The 19,222-nt window shown below is 63.5% G+C and carries 20 protein-coding genes and 1 pseudogene; 16 read left to right on the top strand and 5 right to left on the bottom strand.

The window, feature by feature from the left end:
- Positions 1-6 precede the first annotated feature (6 nt).
- The 3 genes from AAG688_RS07100 to AAG688_RS07090 are packed head-to-tail and all read left to right on the top strand — an operon-like array spanning position 7 to position 1,615.
- The gene (locus AAG688_RS07100) at positions 7-396 is read left to right on the top strand and encodes a hypothetical protein (protein ID WP_411834637.1); all 390 of its coding nucleotides are present in this window, start codon (positions 7-9) and stop codon (positions 394-396) included.
- Entirely contained in the window at positions 393-866 is a 474-nt protein-coding gene (locus tag AAG688_RS07095; protein WP_411834636.1) for a hypothetical protein, read from the top strand. Before AAG688_RS07100 ends, AAG688_RS07095 begins: the two co-directional genes overlap by 4 nt.
- Positions 866-1,615, top strand: a complete 750-nt coding sequence (locus AAG688_RS07090; protein WP_411834634.1) for a hypothetical protein — start codon at positions 866-868, stop codon at positions 1,613-1,615. Before AAG688_RS07095 ends, AAG688_RS07090 begins: the two co-directional genes overlap by 1 nt.
- Positions 1,616-1,625: 10 nt before the next feature.
- Here AAG688_RS07090 and AAG688_RS07085 read toward each other — a convergent pair whose 3' ends face one another.
- Together AAG688_RS07085 and AAG688_RS07080 are read right to left on the bottom strand one after the other, a co-directional pair.
- Positions 1,626-1,835: a hypothetical protein gene (locus AAG688_RS07085; RefSeq protein ID WP_411834632.1), complete on the bottom strand. Its 210-nt coding sequence runs from the start codon at positions 1,833-1,835 to the stop codon at positions 1,626-1,628.
- 138 nt (positions 1,836-1,973) lie between these two features.
- Positions 1,974-2,882: a hypothetical protein gene (locus tag AAG688_RS07080; RefSeq protein WP_411834631.1), complete on the bottom strand. Its 909-nt coding sequence runs from the start codon at positions 2,880-2,882 to the stop codon at positions 1,974-1,976.
- 503 nt (positions 2,883-3,385) lie between these two features.
- On the opposite strand from AAG688_RS07080, the pseudogene AAG688_RS07075 reads away from it, so the two are divergent.
- From AAG688_RS07075 to AAG688_RS07025, 11 genes and pseudogenes are all read left to right on the top strand, one after another.
- Positions 3,386-4,314 (top strand): annotated as a pseudogene (locus tag AAG688_RS07075) (cation diffusion facilitator family transporter).
- Between the two features lie 115 nt (positions 4,315-4,429).
- Positions 4,430-4,846 carry a CopL family metal-binding regulatory protein gene (locus AAG688_RS07070; protein ID WP_411834630.1) on the top strand — a complete coding sequence of 139 codons (417 nt, stop codon included), beginning with the start codon at positions 4,430-4,432 and terminating at the stop codon, positions 4,844-4,846.
- Positions 4,847-4,949: 103 nt separating this feature from the next.
- On the top strand, positions 4,950-6,803 hold the full coding sequence (locus AAG688_RS07065) for a copper resistance system multicopper oxidase (RefSeq protein ID WP_411834629.1): 1,854 nt from the start codon (positions 4,950-4,952) through the stop codon (positions 6,801-6,803).
- A gap of 5 nt (positions 6,804-6,808) precedes the next feature.
- Positions 6,809-7,972: a copper resistance protein B gene (locus AAG688_RS07060; protein WP_411834628.1), complete on the top strand. Its 1,164-nt coding sequence runs from the start codon at positions 6,809-6,811 to the stop codon at positions 7,970-7,972.
- Positions 7,973-8,056: 84 nt separating this feature from the next.
- Complete coding sequence (locus tag AAG688_RS07055; protein ID WP_411834627.1) at positions 8,057-8,566, top strand: YybH family protein; 510 nt, start codon at positions 8,057-8,059, stop codon at positions 8,564-8,566.
- 14 nt (positions 8,567-8,580) lie between these two features.
- Entirely contained in the window at positions 8,581-9,105 is a 525-nt protein-coding gene (locus AAG688_RS07050) for a DUF411 domain-containing protein (protein WP_411834626.1), read from the top strand.
- Positions 9,106-9,157: 52 nt separating this feature from the next.
- Complete coding sequence (locus AAG688_RS07045; protein ID WP_411834625.1) at positions 9,158-9,526, top strand: four-helix bundle copper-binding protein; 369 nt, start codon at positions 9,158-9,160, stop codon at positions 9,524-9,526.
- A gap of 102 nt (positions 9,527-9,628) precedes the next feature.
- Positions 9,629-10,012, top strand: coding sequence for a copper homeostasis periplasmic binding protein CopC (gene copC, locus AAG688_RS07040; protein ID WP_162407124.1), 384 nt, complete (start codon positions 9,629-9,631; stop codon positions 10,010-10,012).
- 10 nt (positions 10,013-10,022) lie between these two features.
- On the top strand, positions 10,023-10,952 hold the full coding sequence (gene copD / locus AAG688_RS07035) for a copper homeostasis membrane protein CopD (protein WP_162375426.1): 930 nt from the start codon (positions 10,023-10,025) through the stop codon (positions 10,950-10,952).
- Positions 10,953-11,128: 176 nt separating this feature from the next.
- The gene (locus AAG688_RS07030; RefSeq protein ID WP_141480889.1) at positions 11,129-11,620 is read left to right on the top strand and encodes a DUF305 domain-containing protein; all 492 of its coding nucleotides are present in this window, start codon (positions 11,129-11,131) and stop codon (positions 11,618-11,620) included.
- 188 nt (positions 11,621-11,808) lie between these two features.
- The gene (locus AAG688_RS07025; protein WP_054665575.1) at positions 11,809-13,149 is read left to right on the top strand and encodes an ISL3-like element ISStma11 family transposase; all 1,341 of its coding nucleotides are present in this window, start codon (positions 11,809-11,811) and stop codon (positions 13,147-13,149) included.
- An 82-nt stretch (positions 13,150-13,231) separates the two neighbouring features.
- Here AAG688_RS07025 and merA read toward each other — a convergent pair whose 3' ends face one another.
- The 3 genes from merA to merT are packed head-to-tail and all read right to left on the bottom strand — an operon-like array spanning position 13,232 to position 15,578.
- Complete coding sequence (gene merA / locus AAG688_RS07020; RefSeq protein WP_411834624.1) at positions 13,232-14,926, bottom strand: mercury(II) reductase; 1,695 nt, start codon at positions 14,924-14,926, stop codon at positions 13,232-13,234.
- A 10-nt stretch (positions 14,927-14,936) separates the two neighbouring features.
- The gene (gene merP / locus AAG688_RS07015) at positions 14,937-15,215 is read right to left on the bottom strand and encodes a mercury resistance system periplasmic binding protein MerP (protein WP_012480190.1); all 279 of its coding nucleotides are present in this window, start codon (positions 15,213-15,215) and stop codon (positions 14,937-14,939) included.
- Between the two features lie 12 nt (positions 15,216-15,227).
- The gene (merT, locus tag AAG688_RS07010; RefSeq protein ID WP_019183730.1) at positions 15,228-15,578 is read right to left on the bottom strand and encodes a mercuric ion transporter MerT; all 351 of its coding nucleotides are present in this window, start codon (positions 15,576-15,578) and stop codon (positions 15,228-15,230) included.
- A gap of 74 nt (positions 15,579-15,652) precedes the next feature.
- On the opposite strand from merT, the gene merR reads away from it, so the two are divergent.
- Both merR and AAG688_RS07000 read left to right on the top strand, forming a co-directional pair.
- Positions 15,653-16,060, top strand: coding sequence for an Hg(II)-responsive transcriptional regulator (merR, locus tag AAG688_RS07005; RefSeq protein WP_012480188.1), 408 nt, complete (start codon positions 15,653-15,655; stop codon positions 16,058-16,060).
- Between the two features lie 563 nt (positions 16,061-16,623).
- Positions 16,624-19,197 carry a heavy metal translocating P-type ATPase gene (locus tag AAG688_RS07000; RefSeq protein ID WP_411834623.1) on the top strand — a complete coding sequence of 858 codons (2,574 nt, stop codon included), beginning with the start codon at positions 16,624-16,626 and terminating at the stop codon, positions 19,195-19,197.
- Positions 19,198-19,222: the final 25 nt, after the last annotated feature.

Raw genomic sequence — 19,222 nt, 5'->3', positions numbered from 1 at the left:
GGTTGCATGGGGATCGTCGCTGAGTTCGCTCGTTACAAGGCCAAGCTGGCCAACCACTTCTGGGCCGTTTCTGCGCTAACGGATACCGAGCTGGTCGCCAGCCTGTGGGAGCACCGCATCAAGGTCGTGGACGGCCAATGGGTCTATCAGGACCACTTGTCCCGCTGGACGGGCAACGGCAGCAAGCTCATGGGCGAGCACTTGGCCCAGGCCGTGGCCGAAGGCCGGCCCGTGCGCATCGTCAAGGCCACCACCGACAACGTGCCCCTCATCGAGGGCGGTGGGGACGGCTCTAAGGCCAACAACACCTTCAAGGCGCGGCCTGAGTGGGTTGGCAAGGTGACAGCGTTCGATGGGGACAACTTCACCATCGTTTTCGACAAGGTAAGCCCATGAATGTGGAGCCTCACACTGCGCTGAAACTTCTCAGGGCGTTCTCCCGAATCGAGTTTGCCCTCAAGCAAATCCCGGAGTTTGTCAATGGTGCCGTTGGGGAGACGCCGGACACCCAATGGTCAGCGTTCTACGTCCATGTGCGCCGGCACATCCAGAATCAACTGCCACAGGAAAACAAGGACCTTCTGTTGGGCACCGGACCCAATGACCCGCCCCCGATGAAAATGCAGGTCAGCGCACAGCGCCGTATCGAGTTCGTGGATGCCCCATTGGGTGACGGACTTGAGGGCGATCGTTTGATGGATGCTGCTCGCCGGGTGCGCAACAACCTCGTGCATGGCGGCAAGGAGCACGCTCGGCAACAGCGATATCCAGGCCATGACGATAAGCTGGCACGCGCCGCCATCGATGTCATGTTTTTGGCCATGGCATCGCATCCCGAAGTGTCCCAGCTCGCCTTTTACGACTGATGGCGGCGCTCGACCTTTCCCAACCTGCTGCGTGGGCTGGCGAGCTGCGCGAGGTCCTCAATGAGTTGCGCCCGCTGTTCCGCTCGTGGGAGTTGGACTTGCCAGACCGCGCCGCGCCCGCGTTCGATGCAGCTATTCGCACGCTTGGCGAAGCTCTCATGCCGCATGCCCTATGTGGTTACCACTTCACCCGCTTGACCGAAGAAGAAGCGGTGCACATCCGCGAGAACGGGCTGGAGGTGCTCAGCACCGGGTTGCTGGAAAGACGCATTGTGGCCCAAGTCACGCGAGGCAAGCTTGCCGAAGAGCACGCGCAACGTTTGCTTGCGAACAACCAGGTGCGCGATAGCAACCGGTCCGGCAAGGCGTGGTTCTGCTTCTACCCAGCGCACGAAGTCCGAGAGTATGGCGTTCGCTCCCTGCTCGGACACTGGGGCGGTGAAGCACTCTACAACTTCAACGCCGAAGACCCGGAGCTCGGCCCTGTTCTTAAATCCATGGGAAGCCCTGCACTGGTTGAAGCGGTAGTGCCCGTGGCGTTCCTTTCCACGACGAATGGCTTGGCAATAGCCGTAGCACGGCTTGACCTGATTCACCAAGGCATCAGGTCGAGTGAGTATCCGGACAAGTTTGAGGACTACTCCACACAAACTTTGGAAGCCTCCATGGTGCGTCGCGTCGTGCTCCATCCTGGCAGCGAGTTCCTTGAGCTCACCCAGTGCCAGCAATGGTATGAGCCGTTGACCTAGGACCGGATCATCACACGCAACCCCTGGCCGCCATCGAAGTCGTGCCAGTGCCGGCAACGATGTGATCGAGCACCCGGCAGTCGATGCGGAGGTGGATCTTGAATACGACCAGACCGCGTTCCCGGACCGTCTCGCGGGCCCGTGCCATGACGCGCCGATGGAGCACGTCTTCTCTTTCGATCCGGTACGCTTTGTCGGATGGGCTCTGCTGGGTGCGCAAGATATTTACCGGGGTTCAAGACTTTAGGCCCAGCCTACCCCCGATAAATCCACCTAATCCCCACGCACCCCTCTCAAGGTCTGCTTTCCAAAAAAAAGAAATCGGCCACTAGCTAGGGTTTGATCCTGCCAACGGAGCCTAGTATTGGTCGCTGACAGTCCGGTTGATCACCAGAACACCCATCCTGTCCTCTCCATCTAAGATGTCCTGACCTCCGGAGCGACCCATGAGCAGGTTCTCTGTATGTCGCCCGCCTCGGGGCTCCGATGGCCGTTCCCAGTCAAGGCCATTAAGCAGGTCTGCAGGCCTGCCTACAGGCATCATCTGCAAGATCCCGGCAAGTCGGCGGCCCTGCCCTGCAACAGCCTGCGCAACCTCGGGCAGATCCTCGCAGAGGCACTCGTTGATCAATAGAGCGACCAGATTATCCCAGTCGCTCGATTTCCCCTGAAGCTGAGGCGTAAGCGCACAACGAGCGCCAACGCCGACCGAGGTGCCGAATGAAGCAACAGAGGCAATGACCTCGCCGATGCTGACGTCACATGTGGTTCCACTACCGGGAGGGCCGCACAACCAAGCAGCACGTTGCTGCCCGGCTTGGACCGAATCGCGGTGAGCTGCCATGAACCAGCCGTAGCTTTCGTCCTGCGCGGCAAGGCTGAAACTGCCGATCTCTGGTCCACCAGTGCTGTGCCGAAATAGGTCGAACCGACCCCAATTCGAAAGAAGATACTGTTGATTCGCGGAGCTCGCGTCATTCTTGCCGAACAAGACGGTGAGCTTGTTCGATACGCCTACGTCCTGCAGCTTCGCCTGCATCAAGGCACAACGACCTGTGAAGTCGCGGGCTGGCCGACCCGGGCAAACGACCTTGTTAAGGGCGATTATTGCAAGGTCTCCGAGCTCGACGCGGGAACTCAGCCCTGCTAGCTCCGCGTAGGGCCGCTTGTCGATCCACCCAAAGGCAACCTGATAGTCGCTGTATCCACTTGTATCGGTCTTGTTGAATGCTTTGCGCATTTCTCGAAGAGACTCTTTCGAGAACATGTTCGCAAGTCGGCTCAACTCATGACGATGTTGGTGAACCTCAGTGCGATGCAATGCATTATCTAGATCCGCGCTTAGCGACATGACAAGTTCCTTCTCATATTGGACAAGGTTCCTAGACTACTGCGAGACACCGAATCGCGATCACCCTCGATCTAATATGCTACCCGCAATATGCTAACCGTGATAAACATCCCTAATCCCCTGCCCTATCGATGTTCGCTTCCGGCCAAAGCGGCCTACGATCACGGCGCCGGTATCGTTTACTCGGCGCCCCAACGGCTAGCTGTTGCTGAGCGATTTCAGGTCAGCGACGAACTGCTCGGGATGCGGTGGGTGTGGTAGACCATGACCAACGGGGGCATCCTCCGCCGCGCGAGGAAATCGCCCGGCGCGCGCCGCAATGACAACGTGTACGTACGGGCCACGTGGAGATTCCGGGCGACCCTGGTGATCGTGAGGCGACAGGCTTCGGCTGGCCGGACCCGCGCGCACAGCAGACAATGGTCGCCATGAAACCCCGCGACAGACCGGCCGAAGCCACGCCGGACCTGAGGAAATACGCCTGGCTGGCCATCGTGACCGCGGTGCTGACGGTGCTGCTCAAGGGCAGCGCCTGGGCGATCACCGGCTCGGTGGGCCTGCTGTCGGACGCCGCCGAATCGATGGTCAACCTGGTGGCCGCCATCGTCGCCCTGGTCTCGCTGACCATCGCCGCCCGGCCGGCCGACGACGACCACCACTTCGGCCACAGCAAGGCGGAGTATTTCTCCGCCGCGCTGAAGGGATCATGATCTTCGTCTCCGCGGCCTCGATCATCTACCTGGGCATCGATCGCCTGCTCAACCCCCGGCCGCTGGGATCGCTCGGCATCGGCCTCGCCGTTTCGATCATGGCCGCCGTCCTCAACGGCATCGTCGGGCGGATCCTGATCAAGGTCGGCACGCGCCACCGCTCCATCACCCTGCGCGCCGACGGCAAGCACCTGATGGCCGACGTGTACACCTCGGTCGGGGTCGTGGTGGGCCTGGGGTTGGCGTGGCTGACAGGCTGGAACTGGCTGGATCCGGTGATCGCGATCCTGGTGGGCGTGAACATCCTGGTTGTCGGCTACCGGCTGATGTCCGAATCCGCCTCCGGCCTGATGGACGCGACCCTGTCCCCCGAGGACAACGCCCGGATCCAGGCCATCCTGGACGCGCACGCCGAACCGGGCCGGATCGAATTCCACGCCGTGCGCACGCGCGAGTCCGGGGCCCGCCAGTTCATGGAGATGCACATGCTGGTGCCCGGCGACTGGACGGTGCTGCGCGGGCATGACGCCATGGAAGACCTGGTGGAGAAGATCGTGGCGGAGTTTCCCGCCATGCGCGTGACCGGGCACCTGGAACCGGTCTCCGATCCCCGCAGCTACGAAGACATGGCCCTGTAGCCGAAAAGCGGGAGGCGACGTTGGGTCAGGCAGGCGACGAAGACCCGCGGCTCGATCCCCCGTGCGTTGTCACTGTATTCATCCGGAGTTTATATCCGCACGTATACTAAGGCGCATGACTTTCCGCGCGCTCCTGATGCGATTGTTCCTGGTCGTTGCCTTGCTCGCCAACGGTCCGGGCATCGCTGGCGCGTCCATGCACATGGAGCACGTGCGCGACTCCGCCGGTGACGTCACCTCGGCACCGACAGCAGCCGAGGCCATGGCGGCCTGCCATGGAGGAGCAGCGGCTGCTACGGGGGCCAATGAACACCATCACCCCCAGGCCACTGACGAGGCCGGAGCGGTATCGCCGTGGGACGACTGCTCTGAGGCGGGTAATTGCTGCCCCTGCATGCACCATTGCGCAGCGGCGCTCGCCGGGTCGGCACTCGCCGATTTCACCATCCGGTACCGGCACACCGCCGAACCGTTCCTGTCGGTGCACGCGTCCGCGGCCCTGACCAATCTCTTCCGACCTCCGATCGGCTAAGTGTCCCTGCGCGCCTTCCGAGGCGCTGATGGATCCTGTCCGCTGCTCCGCACTGACAGGGTAACGCTCGTCCCGCGAGCCTTCGACCTTTCCCGGAGTTCCCATGTCATCCGATTCTTTCGGCCGTGCCGAGGGGCTGTCTGCCCCGTCGCGCCGCCGCTTCGTCCAGGGCCTTGCTGTTGGCGGGGCCGTCGCAACCTTGGGCCTGTGGCCCCGTTCCAGCTGGGCCGTCAAGGCCGAGGGCCTGCCCAACGTGCTCTCGGGCACCGAATTCGACCTGACCATCGGCGAGACGCCGATGAACTTCACCGGCGCCACGCGCCCCGCGATCACAGTCAACGGATCGATTCCCGCACCCTTGCTGCGCTGGCGGGAAGGCACCACCGTCAACCTGCGGGTCCGCAATGCCCTGCCCCGCGGCTCGATCCATGGCGAGCAGGCGTCGATCCACTGGCACGGCATCCTGCTGCCGTCCGACATGGACGGCGTGCCCGGGCTGAGCTTCAACGGCATCAACCGTGGCGAGACCTACCAGTACCGCTTCAACGTCGTGCAGGGCGGCACCTACTGGTACCACAGCCATTCCGGCTTCCAGGAGCAGGCCGGTCTCTACGGGCCACTGGTGATCGAGCCGCTGGAACCCGAGCCCTTCGCCTATGACCGCGATTACGTGGTCATGCTCAGCGACTGGACCGACCTCGATCCGAAGCGCCTGTTCGCCAGGCTCAAGAAGCGGTCTGACTTCGACAACTTCTCCAAGCAGACGGTCGGCGACTTCTTCGACGACGTGAAGCAGCACGGCCTGGCCGCTACGGTCGAGGACCGCAAGATGTGGGGCCAGATGCGGATGACGCCGACCGACCTGTCGGACGTCAACGGCAACACCTATACCTTCCTCATGAACGGCACGACCTCGCTCGGCAACTGGACCGGGCTGTTCCGGTCGGGCGAGAAGGTCCGCCTCCGTTTCATCAACGGGTCGGCAATGACGTACTTCGATGTGCGCATCCCGGGCCTGAAGATGACGGTGGTCGCGGCCGATGGACAGTACGTCCGCCCGGTCACGGTCGATGAGTTCCGCATCGCCACCGCTGAAACGTTCGACGTCATTGTCGAGCCGACCGGGCAGGATGCGTTCACCATTTTTGCCCAGGACAGCGGCCGCACGGGATACATCAGCGGAACACTCGCCGTCAGGGAAGGCTTGCGGGCGCCGGTGCCGGACGTCGACCCCAAGCCACTCCTCACCATGGACGACATGGGCCACGGCGGGATGGGTGGCGGCGGTCACGACATGTCTTCGATGTCGCACGGTGCGATGGCCGGCGGTGCCATGGCCGGAATGGACCACAGCGGTCACGACATGTCGTCGATGGGAGCAGGCACGGCCGCCGGAGGGAGCATGGCCGGGATGGACCACGGTGCCGGCGGGATGCAGGAGCATCCGGCCACCGAAACCGGCAACCCGCTGGTCGACATGCAGACGATGGCCCCTGTGCCGAGACTCGATGATCCGGGCATTGGCTTACGCGACAACGGCCGACGCGTACTGACCTACGGCGATCTGCGCAGCACGTTCCCCGACCCCGACGGGCGCGCGCCCGGCCGCACGGTCGAGCTGCACCTGACCGGGCACATGGAGCGTTTCGCCTGGTCGTTCAACGGAGTGAAGTTCGCTGACGCCGAACCCCTGCGTCTGAAGTACGGCGAGCGCATGCGAGTCGTCTTGGTCAACGACACGATGATGTCGCACCCGATCCATCTGCACGGCATGTGGAGCGACCTCGAGGACGAGTCCGGCAACTTCATGGTGCGCAAGCACACCATCGACATGCCGCCTGGTACGAAGCGGGCCTTTCGCGTGCGCGCCGACGCGCTGGGTCGCTGGGCGTTCCATTGCCACCTGCTTTACCACATGGAAGCCGGCATGTTCCGCGAAGTGCGGGTGGAGGAATGAACGCCATGAGCCGTTCCAATCGTCACTCCCTAGCCATCGGCCTGACGTCCGTACTCGTTCTTGCAACTGGTTGCGCCCCGGCGTGGGCGCAGGAGACGGACCACGCCGCACACCATCCGGCAGCCAAGCCGGCTGCGTCACCATCGTCGCCAAGGCCCGCGGATCCGCACGCCGGCCATCTACCGACTTCACCGGACAAGAGTTCCGACGATCACGGGACGATGAACCACGGGAACATGCGGCACGGAGCTGCGAATCCTGCCGACAGCGAACACACCGGGATGGACCACTCCACGATGGACCACTCCACGATGGATCACTCCGGGATGGATCACTCCAGGATGGATCACTCCGGAATGGATCACTCCGGCATGGATCACTCGGGCATGGATCACGCTTCCATGGGCCATCAACCTGGTGTCAGCGAGGACCTGCCGCCGACGGCCGAGCCGCGCGAGCCAATCCCGGTTGTCACGCCGACAGATCGGGCTGCGGCGTTCCCGGACCTCGACGAGCACCTGATGCATGGTGAATCGATCAATTCCTACTGGGCGCTTGACCGGCTAGAGGCGTGGGACGCGGACGAGGACGGCACCGGCATGGCCTGGGAAGCACAAGGCTGGGTGGGTTCCGACTTGAACCGGCTCTGGCTGCGCAGCGAGGGCGAGCGTGCAGGTGGATCCACCGAGTCGGCGGATGTGGAAGTGCTGTACGGCCGAGCGATCGCCCGATGGTGGGACGCAGTCGCTGGTGTCCGCCATGACTTCGCCTTCGGCGGCGGGCCGTCGCGCACCTATGCCGCGCTCGGTGTGATCGGTCTTGCGCCGTACAAATTCGAAGTCTCCGCGACGGCCTACCTAGGCGAGTCCGGTCAGCTCGGGGTAGGTGCGGAAGCCGAATACGAAATGCTGTTCACCAACCGGCTGATCGGCCAGTGGCTGGTCGAAGGCGAGGCCTGGAGCAAGGACGATCCGGCGGTGGGAATCGGCAGTGGGCTGAGCAAGGTCGAAGCCGGTTTCCGCTTGCGCTACGAGTTCCATCGACAGTTCGCGCCCTATGTCGGCGTGGTCTGGGAGCGTGCTTACGGCGGAACCGCAGACCTCCGTCGCGCAGCATCAGGCGATGTTGACGACACCCGGATTGTGGCGGGCGTCCGCATCTGGTTCTGACAGGAACTGGCATTGAGCCAGCGTACGCAAGGCTGGCTGAAGTTTCTTCAGCGACACACACACCACTGATTTCGGAGTTCACGCATGAACGTAACACCCGTCACCCTCGCCCTCGCACTGGCATTTGCCGTTGTGTCGCCCGCTATGGCGCAGACAACCCAGGCGCATGCACATCACCCCGCCACTGCGGCAGCGGCGAACGTGGATGTTCCTGCCGCCGCCACGGCCGCCGTCGCCGTGGTAGAGCGGTTCAACACCGCACTGTCCAGCCAAGACCTGGCAACGGTCGGATCCCTGCTCGCTCCTGACGTCCTCATCCTCGAGTCCGGTGGTGCCGAGCACAGCCGCGAGGAATATCTGGGCCACCACGCCATCAGCGACGCGGCGTTCCTCAAGGACGCCCATCGCCAACTCCTGCGCCAGCGCGCACGAACCGCTGGTGAGTTCGCATGGGTGGGAACCGAAAGTGAGCTGCACGCCCAGAAGGACGGCAAGCCCCTGACCGTTCTGAGCACCGAGACAATGGTGCTGAAGCAGACCGCCGACGGCTGGCGGATCGTCCACATCCACTGGTCCTCGCGGACCAGGCGCTGAGCGGAGAACCGGAAATGAAAGCCTGCAGATTGAACCGACTGGCGTGGGCGGCTTTTGCGGTCGCCGGCTTGGGTGCCTGTACCCAGGCGGCGACACCCGCGCAGTCCACCATCGCGCCCGCTGTACAGGTCGTCCCGGAAACAGCCGACACCACTCCCGCTGCCCTGCCACGCATGACCGTCCACAAGACCCCGACCTGCGGGTGTTGCGGTAGCTGGGTTGACCACGTGCAGAAGGCGGGCTTCACCGTGGATGTGCACGACATGGATGACCTGGGTCCGGTCAAGGAACGGCTGGGTGTCCCCTATGCAAAGGGCTCCTGCCACACGGCCGAGATCGGCGGATACGTCATCGAAGGCCACGTCCCGGCCGCGGACATCAAGCGTCTCCTCGAAGAAAAGCCGGACGCACGCGGCCTGGTCCTCCCAGGGATGCCGCTTGGTTCTCCCGGCATGGAGGTTCCGGAGGGGCGACAGCAGCCGTACACGGTCGAGCTGGTCCATCGCGACGGAACCACCGAATCCTTCGCACAGCATTGATCCGCAAGAGCAAGAGGGGGCGGTGTTGCGGGCGCGCCGATTCTCGTCCGCGATGAAGCGGGAGATCCACATGACTCACCATTCCGAAGACCACCGGTCCCAGGCCATGAACACGTGCATCGACAACTGCACGCAATGCCATGCGATTTGCCTGGAGACCATCAACTATTGCCTGACCAAGGGAGGTGCACACGCAGCACCGGAGCACATCGCCCTGCTGGCGACGTGTGCCGATATCTGTGCCACCAGCGCTGACGCGATGCTGCGCGGTACGAGCGTTCATAACGTCATTTGCGGTGCCTGCGCGGAGATCTGCCGCCAGTGCGCGGATGCATGCGATGCCATGAACGACCCCGAGATGACGCGTTGCGCTGAAGCGTGTCGTCGATGCGCGGAAAGCTGCAGCGCCATGGCAGCTTGATGCATCGAGGGTCCCGCCTGCGATGGCGGGATCCTCACCTCCGATTTCACAAGGCACGGCGCCCACCAACGGGGCTTTGCATCAGTTCACAAAGAGGTCCATATGAAGTCTTCAAGCGTTCTTCGCTCTTTCGCGCTTGTACTCGCAATCGCGGCAGGGCAGTTTTCGCTGCAGGTCGCGCGCGCCCACGCGGCGTTACAGCAGTCCACACCGGCAGCAAATGCGGTCGTGGCCTCCCCAAGCCAGATCGATCTCGTGTTCAACGAGACGCTGATTCCGCGAGCGTCGCGGCTCAAGCTGGTCATGAAGCACGGCAGCTCCACCATGCCGATCGAGAATTTCACGACCGAGATCGTCAACAACGGCAAGACCCTGCGTGCCAAGTTGCCCCAGCCGCTGGCTCCAGGCGTCTATACGGTGGAATACCGCGCCGTCGGTGGTGACAATCACCCCATGCCGGGCAGCTTCAGCTTCACGGTGCGCTGAGGAGTCGCGAATGTTCGACCTGTCGGCTTACGCACTGAGATTCCTGGAGTACCTGGTTCTCATGCTTCTTTTCGGCGTCCCACTGTTCGGTTGGTACGGTTTGCGTCGACCGGCACTCGCCCACGCCCTGGCCGGGTGGCCATTCATGGGCGTTCTGTTGGTGAGTGCCGCCGTCGGTCTCGTGCTCACCGGGGCCGATGTCGTCTTCAAGACCGCGGGCATCATGGGAATGCCGATTGCCGACGTTGATCGCGAATCGCTCGGCTGGTATCTGTTTGATACGTCCGCAGGCCGCGCAGCCATGGCGAGAGGCGCGCTGCTGATCGCCATGGTGTTTGTACTCGGATGGCATCGTCGTCGCGGGAAGGTGGAGGCCGCCTTCCCGTTCGCGGCGACGCTGGCGGGCGGCGCCCTCGCCTCGCTGGCATGGAACGGCCACGCCGCCGCTGGCGAGGGCGTGGCAGGCGCGGTCCGGCTCTCTGCGGGCCTCGTCCACCTTCTCGCTGCAGGCGGCTGGATCGCAGCGGTCCTGATGTTCCTGGGAATGCTCCTGCGCGGCAAGGGCGCTGCGGGCAACGGGCGTCTGCGATCAACGCATGACTTCCTGCGTGGATTCTCGACGCTTGGAACGATTTTCGTTGCTGCGCTCATTGTGTCCGGCATCGCGCATTACGGTGATCTCACCGCGTGGTCATTGTCGACGCTGGTCCAGAGCACCTACGGAAACCTGTTGCTGTTCAAACTTGCCCTGTTCGGCGGAATGCTGGGCCTGGGAGCAATGCACCGATGGACGCTGGTGCCGCGCCTTGAACGGGCGCTGGCCGGCGGAGATCCCTCGCAGGAGGTGCGAGCCTTGCGGCAGAGCGTTGCGGCCGAGGCTGCGCTGGCGATCCTGATCCTCATTGTCGTTTCAGTGCTCGGGACGCTCAGCCCCGCTTGACCGTACCTTTCAACGACACACACGCTGGCAGGCCTAACTGGTGCCGCCTGTACGTCTCCGACGCACCCGAGAACCAGGTGCGACCGCACACGTTGCCGTAACTGTCGCGGTGCAACGCTTTCCAGGATGGTTGACGTCGGGTAGGACACTGTTCCGGAAACACTAGGAGAAGCAACATGGCACACGCTGTTCAAGGGACAGATCACAAGCACGCCGAGGGCAGCGGGCGTCCCTATCTGCTGTTCTGGATCAACATGGTGCTCGGTCTCGCGGTGATGTACATCGTCATGTTTTCGATGATCGATGGTGTCCGCGACTTCCGGAACAACCTGAACATGTTCTACATGGCACTGACCATGTGGGCTCCGATGGGGATCTTCATGCTCGCCACAATGCCTGGCATGTTCCCCAAGAAGGGCCTGAACATGGCGCTTTACGCAATCTTCGCCGCAGTGACGCTCGGCTCGTTCGGCGCCACGCGCGCGCAGGTGCTTGTAGATGACCGTCAGTTCATCGACTCGATGATCCCCCATCACTCAGGTGCGATCCTCATGTGCCGGGAAGCCAGACTGCGTGACGCCGAACTGCTCGCGCTGTGTGACGACATCACCAAAGCGCAGCGCTCCGAGATCGACCAGATGGAGAGCATCAGATCCCGTCTCGACTAGGCCGAGGATCTGCCTCCATCTGCTGCCCGGTGTCCGAGAAAAATGGGGTATCCGGAATCTGGTGTGGGTTCTGGCTCCTTGGGTCTTTGTAGCTATCACTTTCAAAGAATGGATTTTGGTGTTGGACGGCTGAGCGGATGTGCTAGAGTAAAAGTCGGATTTCAGTGTGGGTTCGCCCAAGGTGCTGAGTGACGGACTTTCTCCAGCTGCGAAGCCTGAAGACGCTTGAAATCCTGACCAGCGAGGACAGTTACGTCGTCAAGGCCGAAGGCGTCAATCAGTGGGTGACCTGCCCGCTGTGCAAGACCGGACGCCTGCATGGTCACGGCTCACAGGAACAGTCGTTTCAGGACACACCGACGCACGGCAAACCCGTCGTGATCTTCATCCAGCGCCGTCGCTATCGCTGTACAAGCTGCACCAAGACCTTGTTTGAGCCTGTGGCGGACCTTGATGGAAAACGCCAAGCCACGGCGCGTCTGGTGCGTTATATCCGCGACCAGTCCTTCTCCAAGACCTTTGCGGCCCTTGCCCGGGAAGTAGCCGTGGACGAAAAGACGGTCCGCCACGTCTTCGACGATTTCATCGAGGAGGTCGAGGCCAAGACCCAGTTCCGGACGCCGCGGGTGCTGGGTATCGACGAGCTCAAGATCATCGGCCAGTACCGGGCCATGATCACCAACGTCGAGCGCAAGACCGTGTTCGATATCCGCCCCAGCCGGGCCAAAGCCGAGTTGATGCCCTATTTCCGCGACCTGCGGGACAAGGACTCGGTCGAGTGGGTGGCGATGGACATGTACCACGTTTATCGGCAGGTGGTGCGCGCCACGCTGCCACAGGCCCGGATCGTGGTCGATCGATTCCATATCCAGCGCATGGCGAACGACGCGCTGGAGAAGCTGCGCAAGCGCATTCGCAAGGATTTGTCCACCCGGCAGCGCCTCAAACTCAAGGACGAGCGGTTCCTGCTGCTCAAGCGGCAGCACGACCTGACAGGGAGAGATATGGACCGGATGCGGGAATGGTTCCAACAGTTCCCGCTCCTAAGCGAAGCCCACGCGCTCAAGGAAGGATTTCTGTCGATCTGGGATCAGAAGACCCGCCCAGCAGCAGAAGCCGCCTGCGCGAAGTGGCAGGCCAATATTCCGACCGAATTGGCGGCCACGTTCAAGGACCTGACCACCGCCGTGCACAACTGGCACGACGAAATCTTCGCCTACTTCGAGCAGCCGATTACCAATGCCTATACTGAGTCAGTCAACCGAGTGGCCAAAGACATGAACCGCATGGGCAGGGGTTACAGCTTCGAGGTGCTTCGGGCGCGCATACTCTACGACAAGAAGGCGCGCAAGGATGGCTCGGTTATCGAAACCGTGTTGGTCGATGACGACGACCCAATGACCACGGACTTCGTGTTCCAGCGGATGACCACGGCGGCAACGCGCAAGAAGAAGATCACGCGCGTGGTCGAGTACGGCCCCTATCTCCCGACGCTGGCGCGGCTACTCGAAGAGGGGTATTTCGAATAGTCCTCAGCCCATTGTGCAAGAGGCGGCGCTTCAGCCTGAATTTGTGATTCAGCCGATGAAGCATAGGTAAGAGGCCCAGCCACTACCCCGCGCAACAGGACAGTTGCTTTACGTCCTTGGTGAAGGTTTGTGCCGCGAGTTTCAGCCCCTCGACCATCGTCAGGTAGGGGAATAACTGGTCGGCCAACTCTCGCACCGTCATGCGGTTGCGAATCGCCAGTACTGCGGTTTGGATCAGCTCGCCTGCTTCCGGGGCTACCGCTTGCACGCCGATCAGTCGTCCCGAACCGGCCTCCGAAACCAGCTTGATGAAACCGCGCGTGTCGAAGTTGACCAGCGCCCGGGGCACGTTGTCGAGCGTCAGCGTGCGGCTGTCGGTCTCGATACCGTCGTGGTGCGCTTCGGCTTCGCTGTAGCCCACGGTGGCGACCTGCGGGTCGGTGAACACCACCGCCGGCATCGCCGTCAGATCCAGCGTCGCGTTGCCACCCGTCATGTTGATTGCAGCGCGGGTGCCGGCCGCCGCCGCGACGTAGACGAACTGCGGCTGGTCAGTGCAGTCGCCGGCGGCATAGATGTGCGGCACGGTAGTGCGCATCGCGTGGTCGATGGTGATGGCGCCTTGCGCATTGACCACCACACCGGCCGCGTCGAGGTTGAGCGTGCGGGTGTTTGGGGTGCGGCCGGTGGCGAACAACAGCCGGTCGGCATGCAGTTCGCCGCGTTCGGTGGTGAGCACGAATTCCCCATCCTCATAGGCGACCTGGCTGGCCTGGGTGTGGTCCAGCACTTCGATGCCTTCGGCGCGGAACACGGCCGTGATGGCCTCGCCAATGGCGGGGTCTTCGCGAAAGAACAGTGTGCTGCGCGCCAGCATGGTCACCTTGCTGCCCAGCCGGGCAAAGGCCTGCGCGAGTTCGACGGCCACCACCGACGAGCCGATCACGGCCAGCCGATCGGGGATCGTGTCGCTGGCCAGCGCTTCGGTCGACGTCCAGAAGGGCGTGTCTTTCAAGCCCGGGATCGGTGGAATCGCCGGACTGGCCCCGGTGGCGATGAGGCAGCGGTCGAAACTCACCTCGCGCATCCCGTCGTCAGCGGTTGCCACGGTCAGCGTGTGCGCATCCTTGAATCGGGCATCGCCGCGCAGCACGGTGATGGTCGGGGTGCTCGTCAGGATGCCTTCGTACTTGGCGTGGCGCAGTTCATCGACGCGCCCCTGCTGCCGAGCCAGCAAGCGCTTACGCAGAATCTTCGGCGAGGCGGCGGCAATGCCGTCATCGAACGGACTCTCGCGACGCAGATGCGCAATGTGGGCAGCGCGCATCATGATCTTGGACGGCACACATCCGACGTTGACGCAGGTGCCGCCGAGAGTGCTGCGCTCGATCAGCGTCACACGCGCCCCTTGCTCGACGGCCTTCAACGCCGCCGCCATCGCCGCGCCGCCGCTGCCGATCACGGCCACGTGCAGTGCAGCCTCATCGTCCTCGCGCTTTGGTTCGCCGCCCAGCCGCTCTTGTGCATTGTTCAGCAGGTCGCTGGGTTGCCCCGGCGCATCGGCAAGCTGCGCTCGGTAACCGAGTGCGGATACCGCCGCGACCAGCGAGGTCACGTCCGCGGCGGTACCTACGCTGGCCTCAATCTCGGCCCGGCGCTGTGGGTAGGACACTGAGGCCGAACGCACGCCGGGCACCTTTTCCAAGGTCTGCTTGACGTGCTCGGCGCACGACCCGCAGGTCATGCCATCGATGTGCAGCGTGATCGCCTCGGTCATGAGCGTGTGCTCACTTCTTGACGGTAGACGGGTAGCCGGCGTTCTCGGTGGCTTTGGTCAACGCGGCCGGAGTGGTCTTGGCATCGTCGTAGGTTACCACCGCCTCCTTGGGCTCCCAGGTCACCTTGGCCTCGATGACGCCTTCGACCTTGGTCAGCGCCTTCTTGACCGTGATCGGACAGGTGGCGCAGGTCATGCTCGGCACCGACAGCGTGACGGTTTTGGTGGCGGCCCAGGCGGGAGCGCTGAGGGCAACGGTCAGAGCGAGCAATGCGACGAGTTTCTTCATGGCAATCTCCTTTCAGTAGAACAGGGGCATGAGGTAGGGGAACACGAGCGCGATCAGCACCAGGGCGGTGACGATCCAGAAGATCACCTTGTAGGCCGTCCGCACCTGGGGCACGGCGCATGCGTCGTCCGGCGCGCAGGCGCGAGCCGGCCGGAAGATGCGACGCCACGCGAAGAACAGCGCCACGAGCGCCACGCCAATGAAGATCGGCCGGTACGGTTCCAGCGCGGTCAAGTTGCCGATCCAGGCGCCGGAGAAACCCAGCGTGATCAGCACCAGCGGACCGAGGCAGCAGGTCGAGGCGAGGATGGCGGCGAGGCCACCGGCGGCCAGTGCACCGCGGCCGTTGCTGGGGTCTGCCATGTGAGGGATCTCCTTCCGAGACGTTGCGTGATGCGCTAAGGTTACTTCCGTAGTCAAGTACGGAGTCAAGCGCGATGGTGAACGATCCGCAAACACTGACCATCGGGGCTTTCGCCAAGGCCGCTGGGGTCAACGTGGAGACCATCCGGTTCTATCAGCGCAAGGGGTTATTGCCAGAACCAGGTCGGCCCGTCGGCAGTATTCGCCGCTACGGATCGGCGGACGTGGCGCGGGTGCGTTTCGTGAAATCCGCCCAGCGGCTGGGGTTCAACCTGGACGAAGTCGGCCAACTCCTACAGCTTGAGGACGGCACTCACTGCAGCGAAGCCGCCGAGCTGGCTGCGCTCCAGCTCACCGACGTGCGCACCAAGATGGCGGACCTGACGCGAATCGAAGCGGTGCTGTCACGGTTGGTCAACGAGTGCCATGCGCAGCGAGGCACTGTGTCGTGCCCGCTGATCGATTCTCTGCACGGGAGCTAGGCGCGTGGCTTAACCCGGTTTTCCGTTCCACTGCGCCTCAAACCCCAGTTCGAGCCGGGGGCAAGGTGACCTGCCACTGATTGTTTCCTTGCACCGACATGCGCCAGACAAAGCCCACACTGAAGGCTAAAAGCGCGTAAGCCTTGCGATACCAGAAACCTACCGAACGAGAGCTGTCAGACAAGAAGGGCTAGTGCGGTCTTCCCACACTAAAATCCGGATACCCGAAAAATGCCGCCCGGCCTCGCTCCAGAACTCGCCAAACTCCGGCGCCGAGACCGGCAGCCGCATGATGGCACTCGACAATGTGCCGCCGGCGCTGTCCAACTTCGAAACGCGCGGTCCATGACGTTGATCACCGGAGCCGGTTTCGGTCGACCGATCGTCTTACAGACAGCGGTCCAGAGGCCAGCGAGCTGATTCAACAGCCGCAATCGCCATCCGCACGATGGCAGTGCATGAGCTGGCTGCGCGGTAGCGACCTGCCGAGCTGCCGGGCCTTGACCTTGCCATCGTGGGAATCTTTAAGCTGGGCTTCCCGCGCATATTCCAGGGATAGTTCCATGACTTTCGTCGCCACCCGACCGGTCGCCAATCCACCCAGCTCCGCCGTCTCCCGCCTGAGCCTGCCAGTCGAGGGCATGACCTGTGCCTCCTGCGTTGGCCGCGTCGAGCGGGCGCTGAACGCGGTCCCCGGAGTGCAGACAGCCGCGGTCAATCTCGCCACCGAACGTGCCGACCTCACCTTCTTTGGCCTGGCCGATCCGCGGGCTGCGGTTCGCGCCATCGAGAGTGCCGGCTACACGGTGCGCGAAGAGACCACCGAGCTCGCGATCGAGGACATGACCTGCGCGTCGTGCGTGGGCCGGGTCGAAAAGGCGCTCGCACAGATCCCGGGCGTGCTCGAAGCCAACGTCAACCTGGCGACCGAGCGCGCGCGGGTGCGCCACCTTGCCGGGGTCGTTTCCACGGCGGACCTTGAAGCGGCGGTCGAACAGGCGGGTTACAAGTCCCGCCGCTTGTCCGTCGATACGGCAAGTGCAGGCGATCATGACGCCGAGCGTCGTGAGAGCGAGGCACGGGGGCTGCGGCGGGCTTTGACCATTGCCGCCGTCCTCACCTTGCCAGTCTTCATCCTCGAGATGGGGTCCCACCTGATTCCCGCCATGCATCATTGGGTGATGGGGGTCCTGGGTCAGCAGACGAACTGGTATATCCAGTTCGCGCTCGCCACCCTCGTGCTGTTTGGTCCGGGGCTACGCTTCTTCCGCAAGGGCGTACCAGCGTTGCTGCGCGCTGCCCCCGACATGAATTCACTGGTCGCGGTTGGCACGGCGGCCGCGTACGGCTATTCAGTCGTCGCGACCTTCGTCCCCGACGTGCTGCCCCCGGGCACCGCCAACGTCTATTTCGAGGCCGCCGTGGTCATCGTGACCCTGATCCTGCTCGGGCGCTCGCTGGAGGCGCGCGCCAAGGGGCGAACCTCACAGGCGATCAAGCGCTTGGTCGGACTCCAGGCCAAGACCGCGCGCGTCGAGCGCAACGGCGATACGGTCGAAATTCCGCTCGATCAGGTGGCGACCGGTGACGTCGTGCTGGTTCGTCCGGGCGAGAAGATTCCGGTGGACGGCGATGTCGTCGAGGGCGCCTCCTATGTCGACGAGAGCATGATCACCGGCGAGCCGGTCCCCGTATCGAAGGGGGTGGGCGCCGATGTCGTCGGAGGCACGATCAACAAGACCGGCGCTTTCAGTTTCCGCGTGACGAGGATCGGCGCGAACACGGTGCTCGCGCAGATCATCCGCCTGGTCGAGGAAGCGCAGGGTTCCAAGCTGCCGATCCAGGCGCTGGTCGACAAGGTCACCATGTGGTTCGTCCCGGCAGTGATGGCCGGGGCCGCGCTGACCTTCCTTGTTTGGCTGGCCTTCGGACCGGAGCCCGCGCTGTCCTTCGCGCTCGTCAATGCGGTCGCGGTGCTCATCATCGCCTGTCCCTGTGCCATGGGGCTGGCCACGCCGACCTCGATCATGGTCGGGACGGGCCGCGCGGCCGAGCTCGGCGTTCTCTTCCGCAAGGGCGAGGCCTTGCAGGCGCTGCGCGATGTGAGTGTCATCGCGCTCGACAAGACCGGCACGCTGACCAAGGGGCGCCCGGAGCTGACCGACCTGGTGCCTGCCGAAGGCTTCGAATACAACGAAGTCCTGGCGTTTGTCGCCGCGGTCGAGACCCGCTCCGAGCACCCGATCGCAGAAGCGATCGTCGACGCCTCCAAGCAGCGGGACATCACGCTCGCACCCGTCGGGGGCTTCGAGGCCACGCCGGGTTTCGGCGTGTCGGCCAAGGTCGCCGGTCGCACCGTCGCCGTCGGCGCGGACCGATTCATGACGCAGATCGGTATCGATGTGTCGGACTTCCTGCCTGTCGCCCAGCGTCTCGGCGACCAAGGCAAGAGTCCGCTCTATGCCGCGATCGACGGCCGGCTGGCGGCGGTGATCGCGGTGGCCGACCCGATCAGGGAGACCACGCCCGAGGCGATCAAGGCGTTGCATGCGCTGGGACTCAAGGTCGCGATGATCACCGGCGACAATGCCGCGACGGCCGCGGCGATCGCCAGGCAGCTCGGCATCGATGAAGTCGCGGCCGAGGTCTTGCCCGACGGCAAGGTCGCGGCGCTGAAGAAGTTCCGGACCAATGGCGCGCGGGTCGCCTTCGTGGGCGACGGCATCAACGACGCGCCGGCGCTGGCCGAAGCGGACGTCGGGCTCGCCATCGGCACGGGAACCGATGTGGCGATCGAGGCCGCCGACGTGGTGCTGATGTCGGGCGACCTGCGCGGCGTGACGAATGCCATCGCGCTCAGCCGAGCGACGATCCGCAACATCAAGCAGAACCTGTTCTGGGCTTTTGCCTATAACGCCCTGCTGATCCCGGTCGCGGCGGGTGCGCTTTACCCGGTGAACGGCATGTTGCTTTCGCCGATCTTCGCTGCGGCCGCGATGGCCCTCTCCAGTGTCTTCGTGCTCGGCAACGCGCTCCGGCTCAAGCGCTTCCAGGCTCCCATAACGATCGAAACCCGTACGGGGATGCCCCAGAGCGGGGCGGCATTGCCCAATCCGCGCCAGGCAATCGAACATTGATCCCAAGACACGGTGCCGCCTGACT

Source organism: Pseudoxanthomonas mexicana (assembly GCF_046736355.1).
Classification (GTDB): domain Bacteria; phylum Pseudomonadota; class Gammaproteobacteria; order Xanthomonadales; family Xanthomonadaceae; genus Pseudoxanthomonas_A; species Pseudoxanthomonas_A mexicana_B.
Note: the sequence above shows the minus strand (reverse complement) of the source record. Positions and strands in the feature narration are given on the sequence as shown.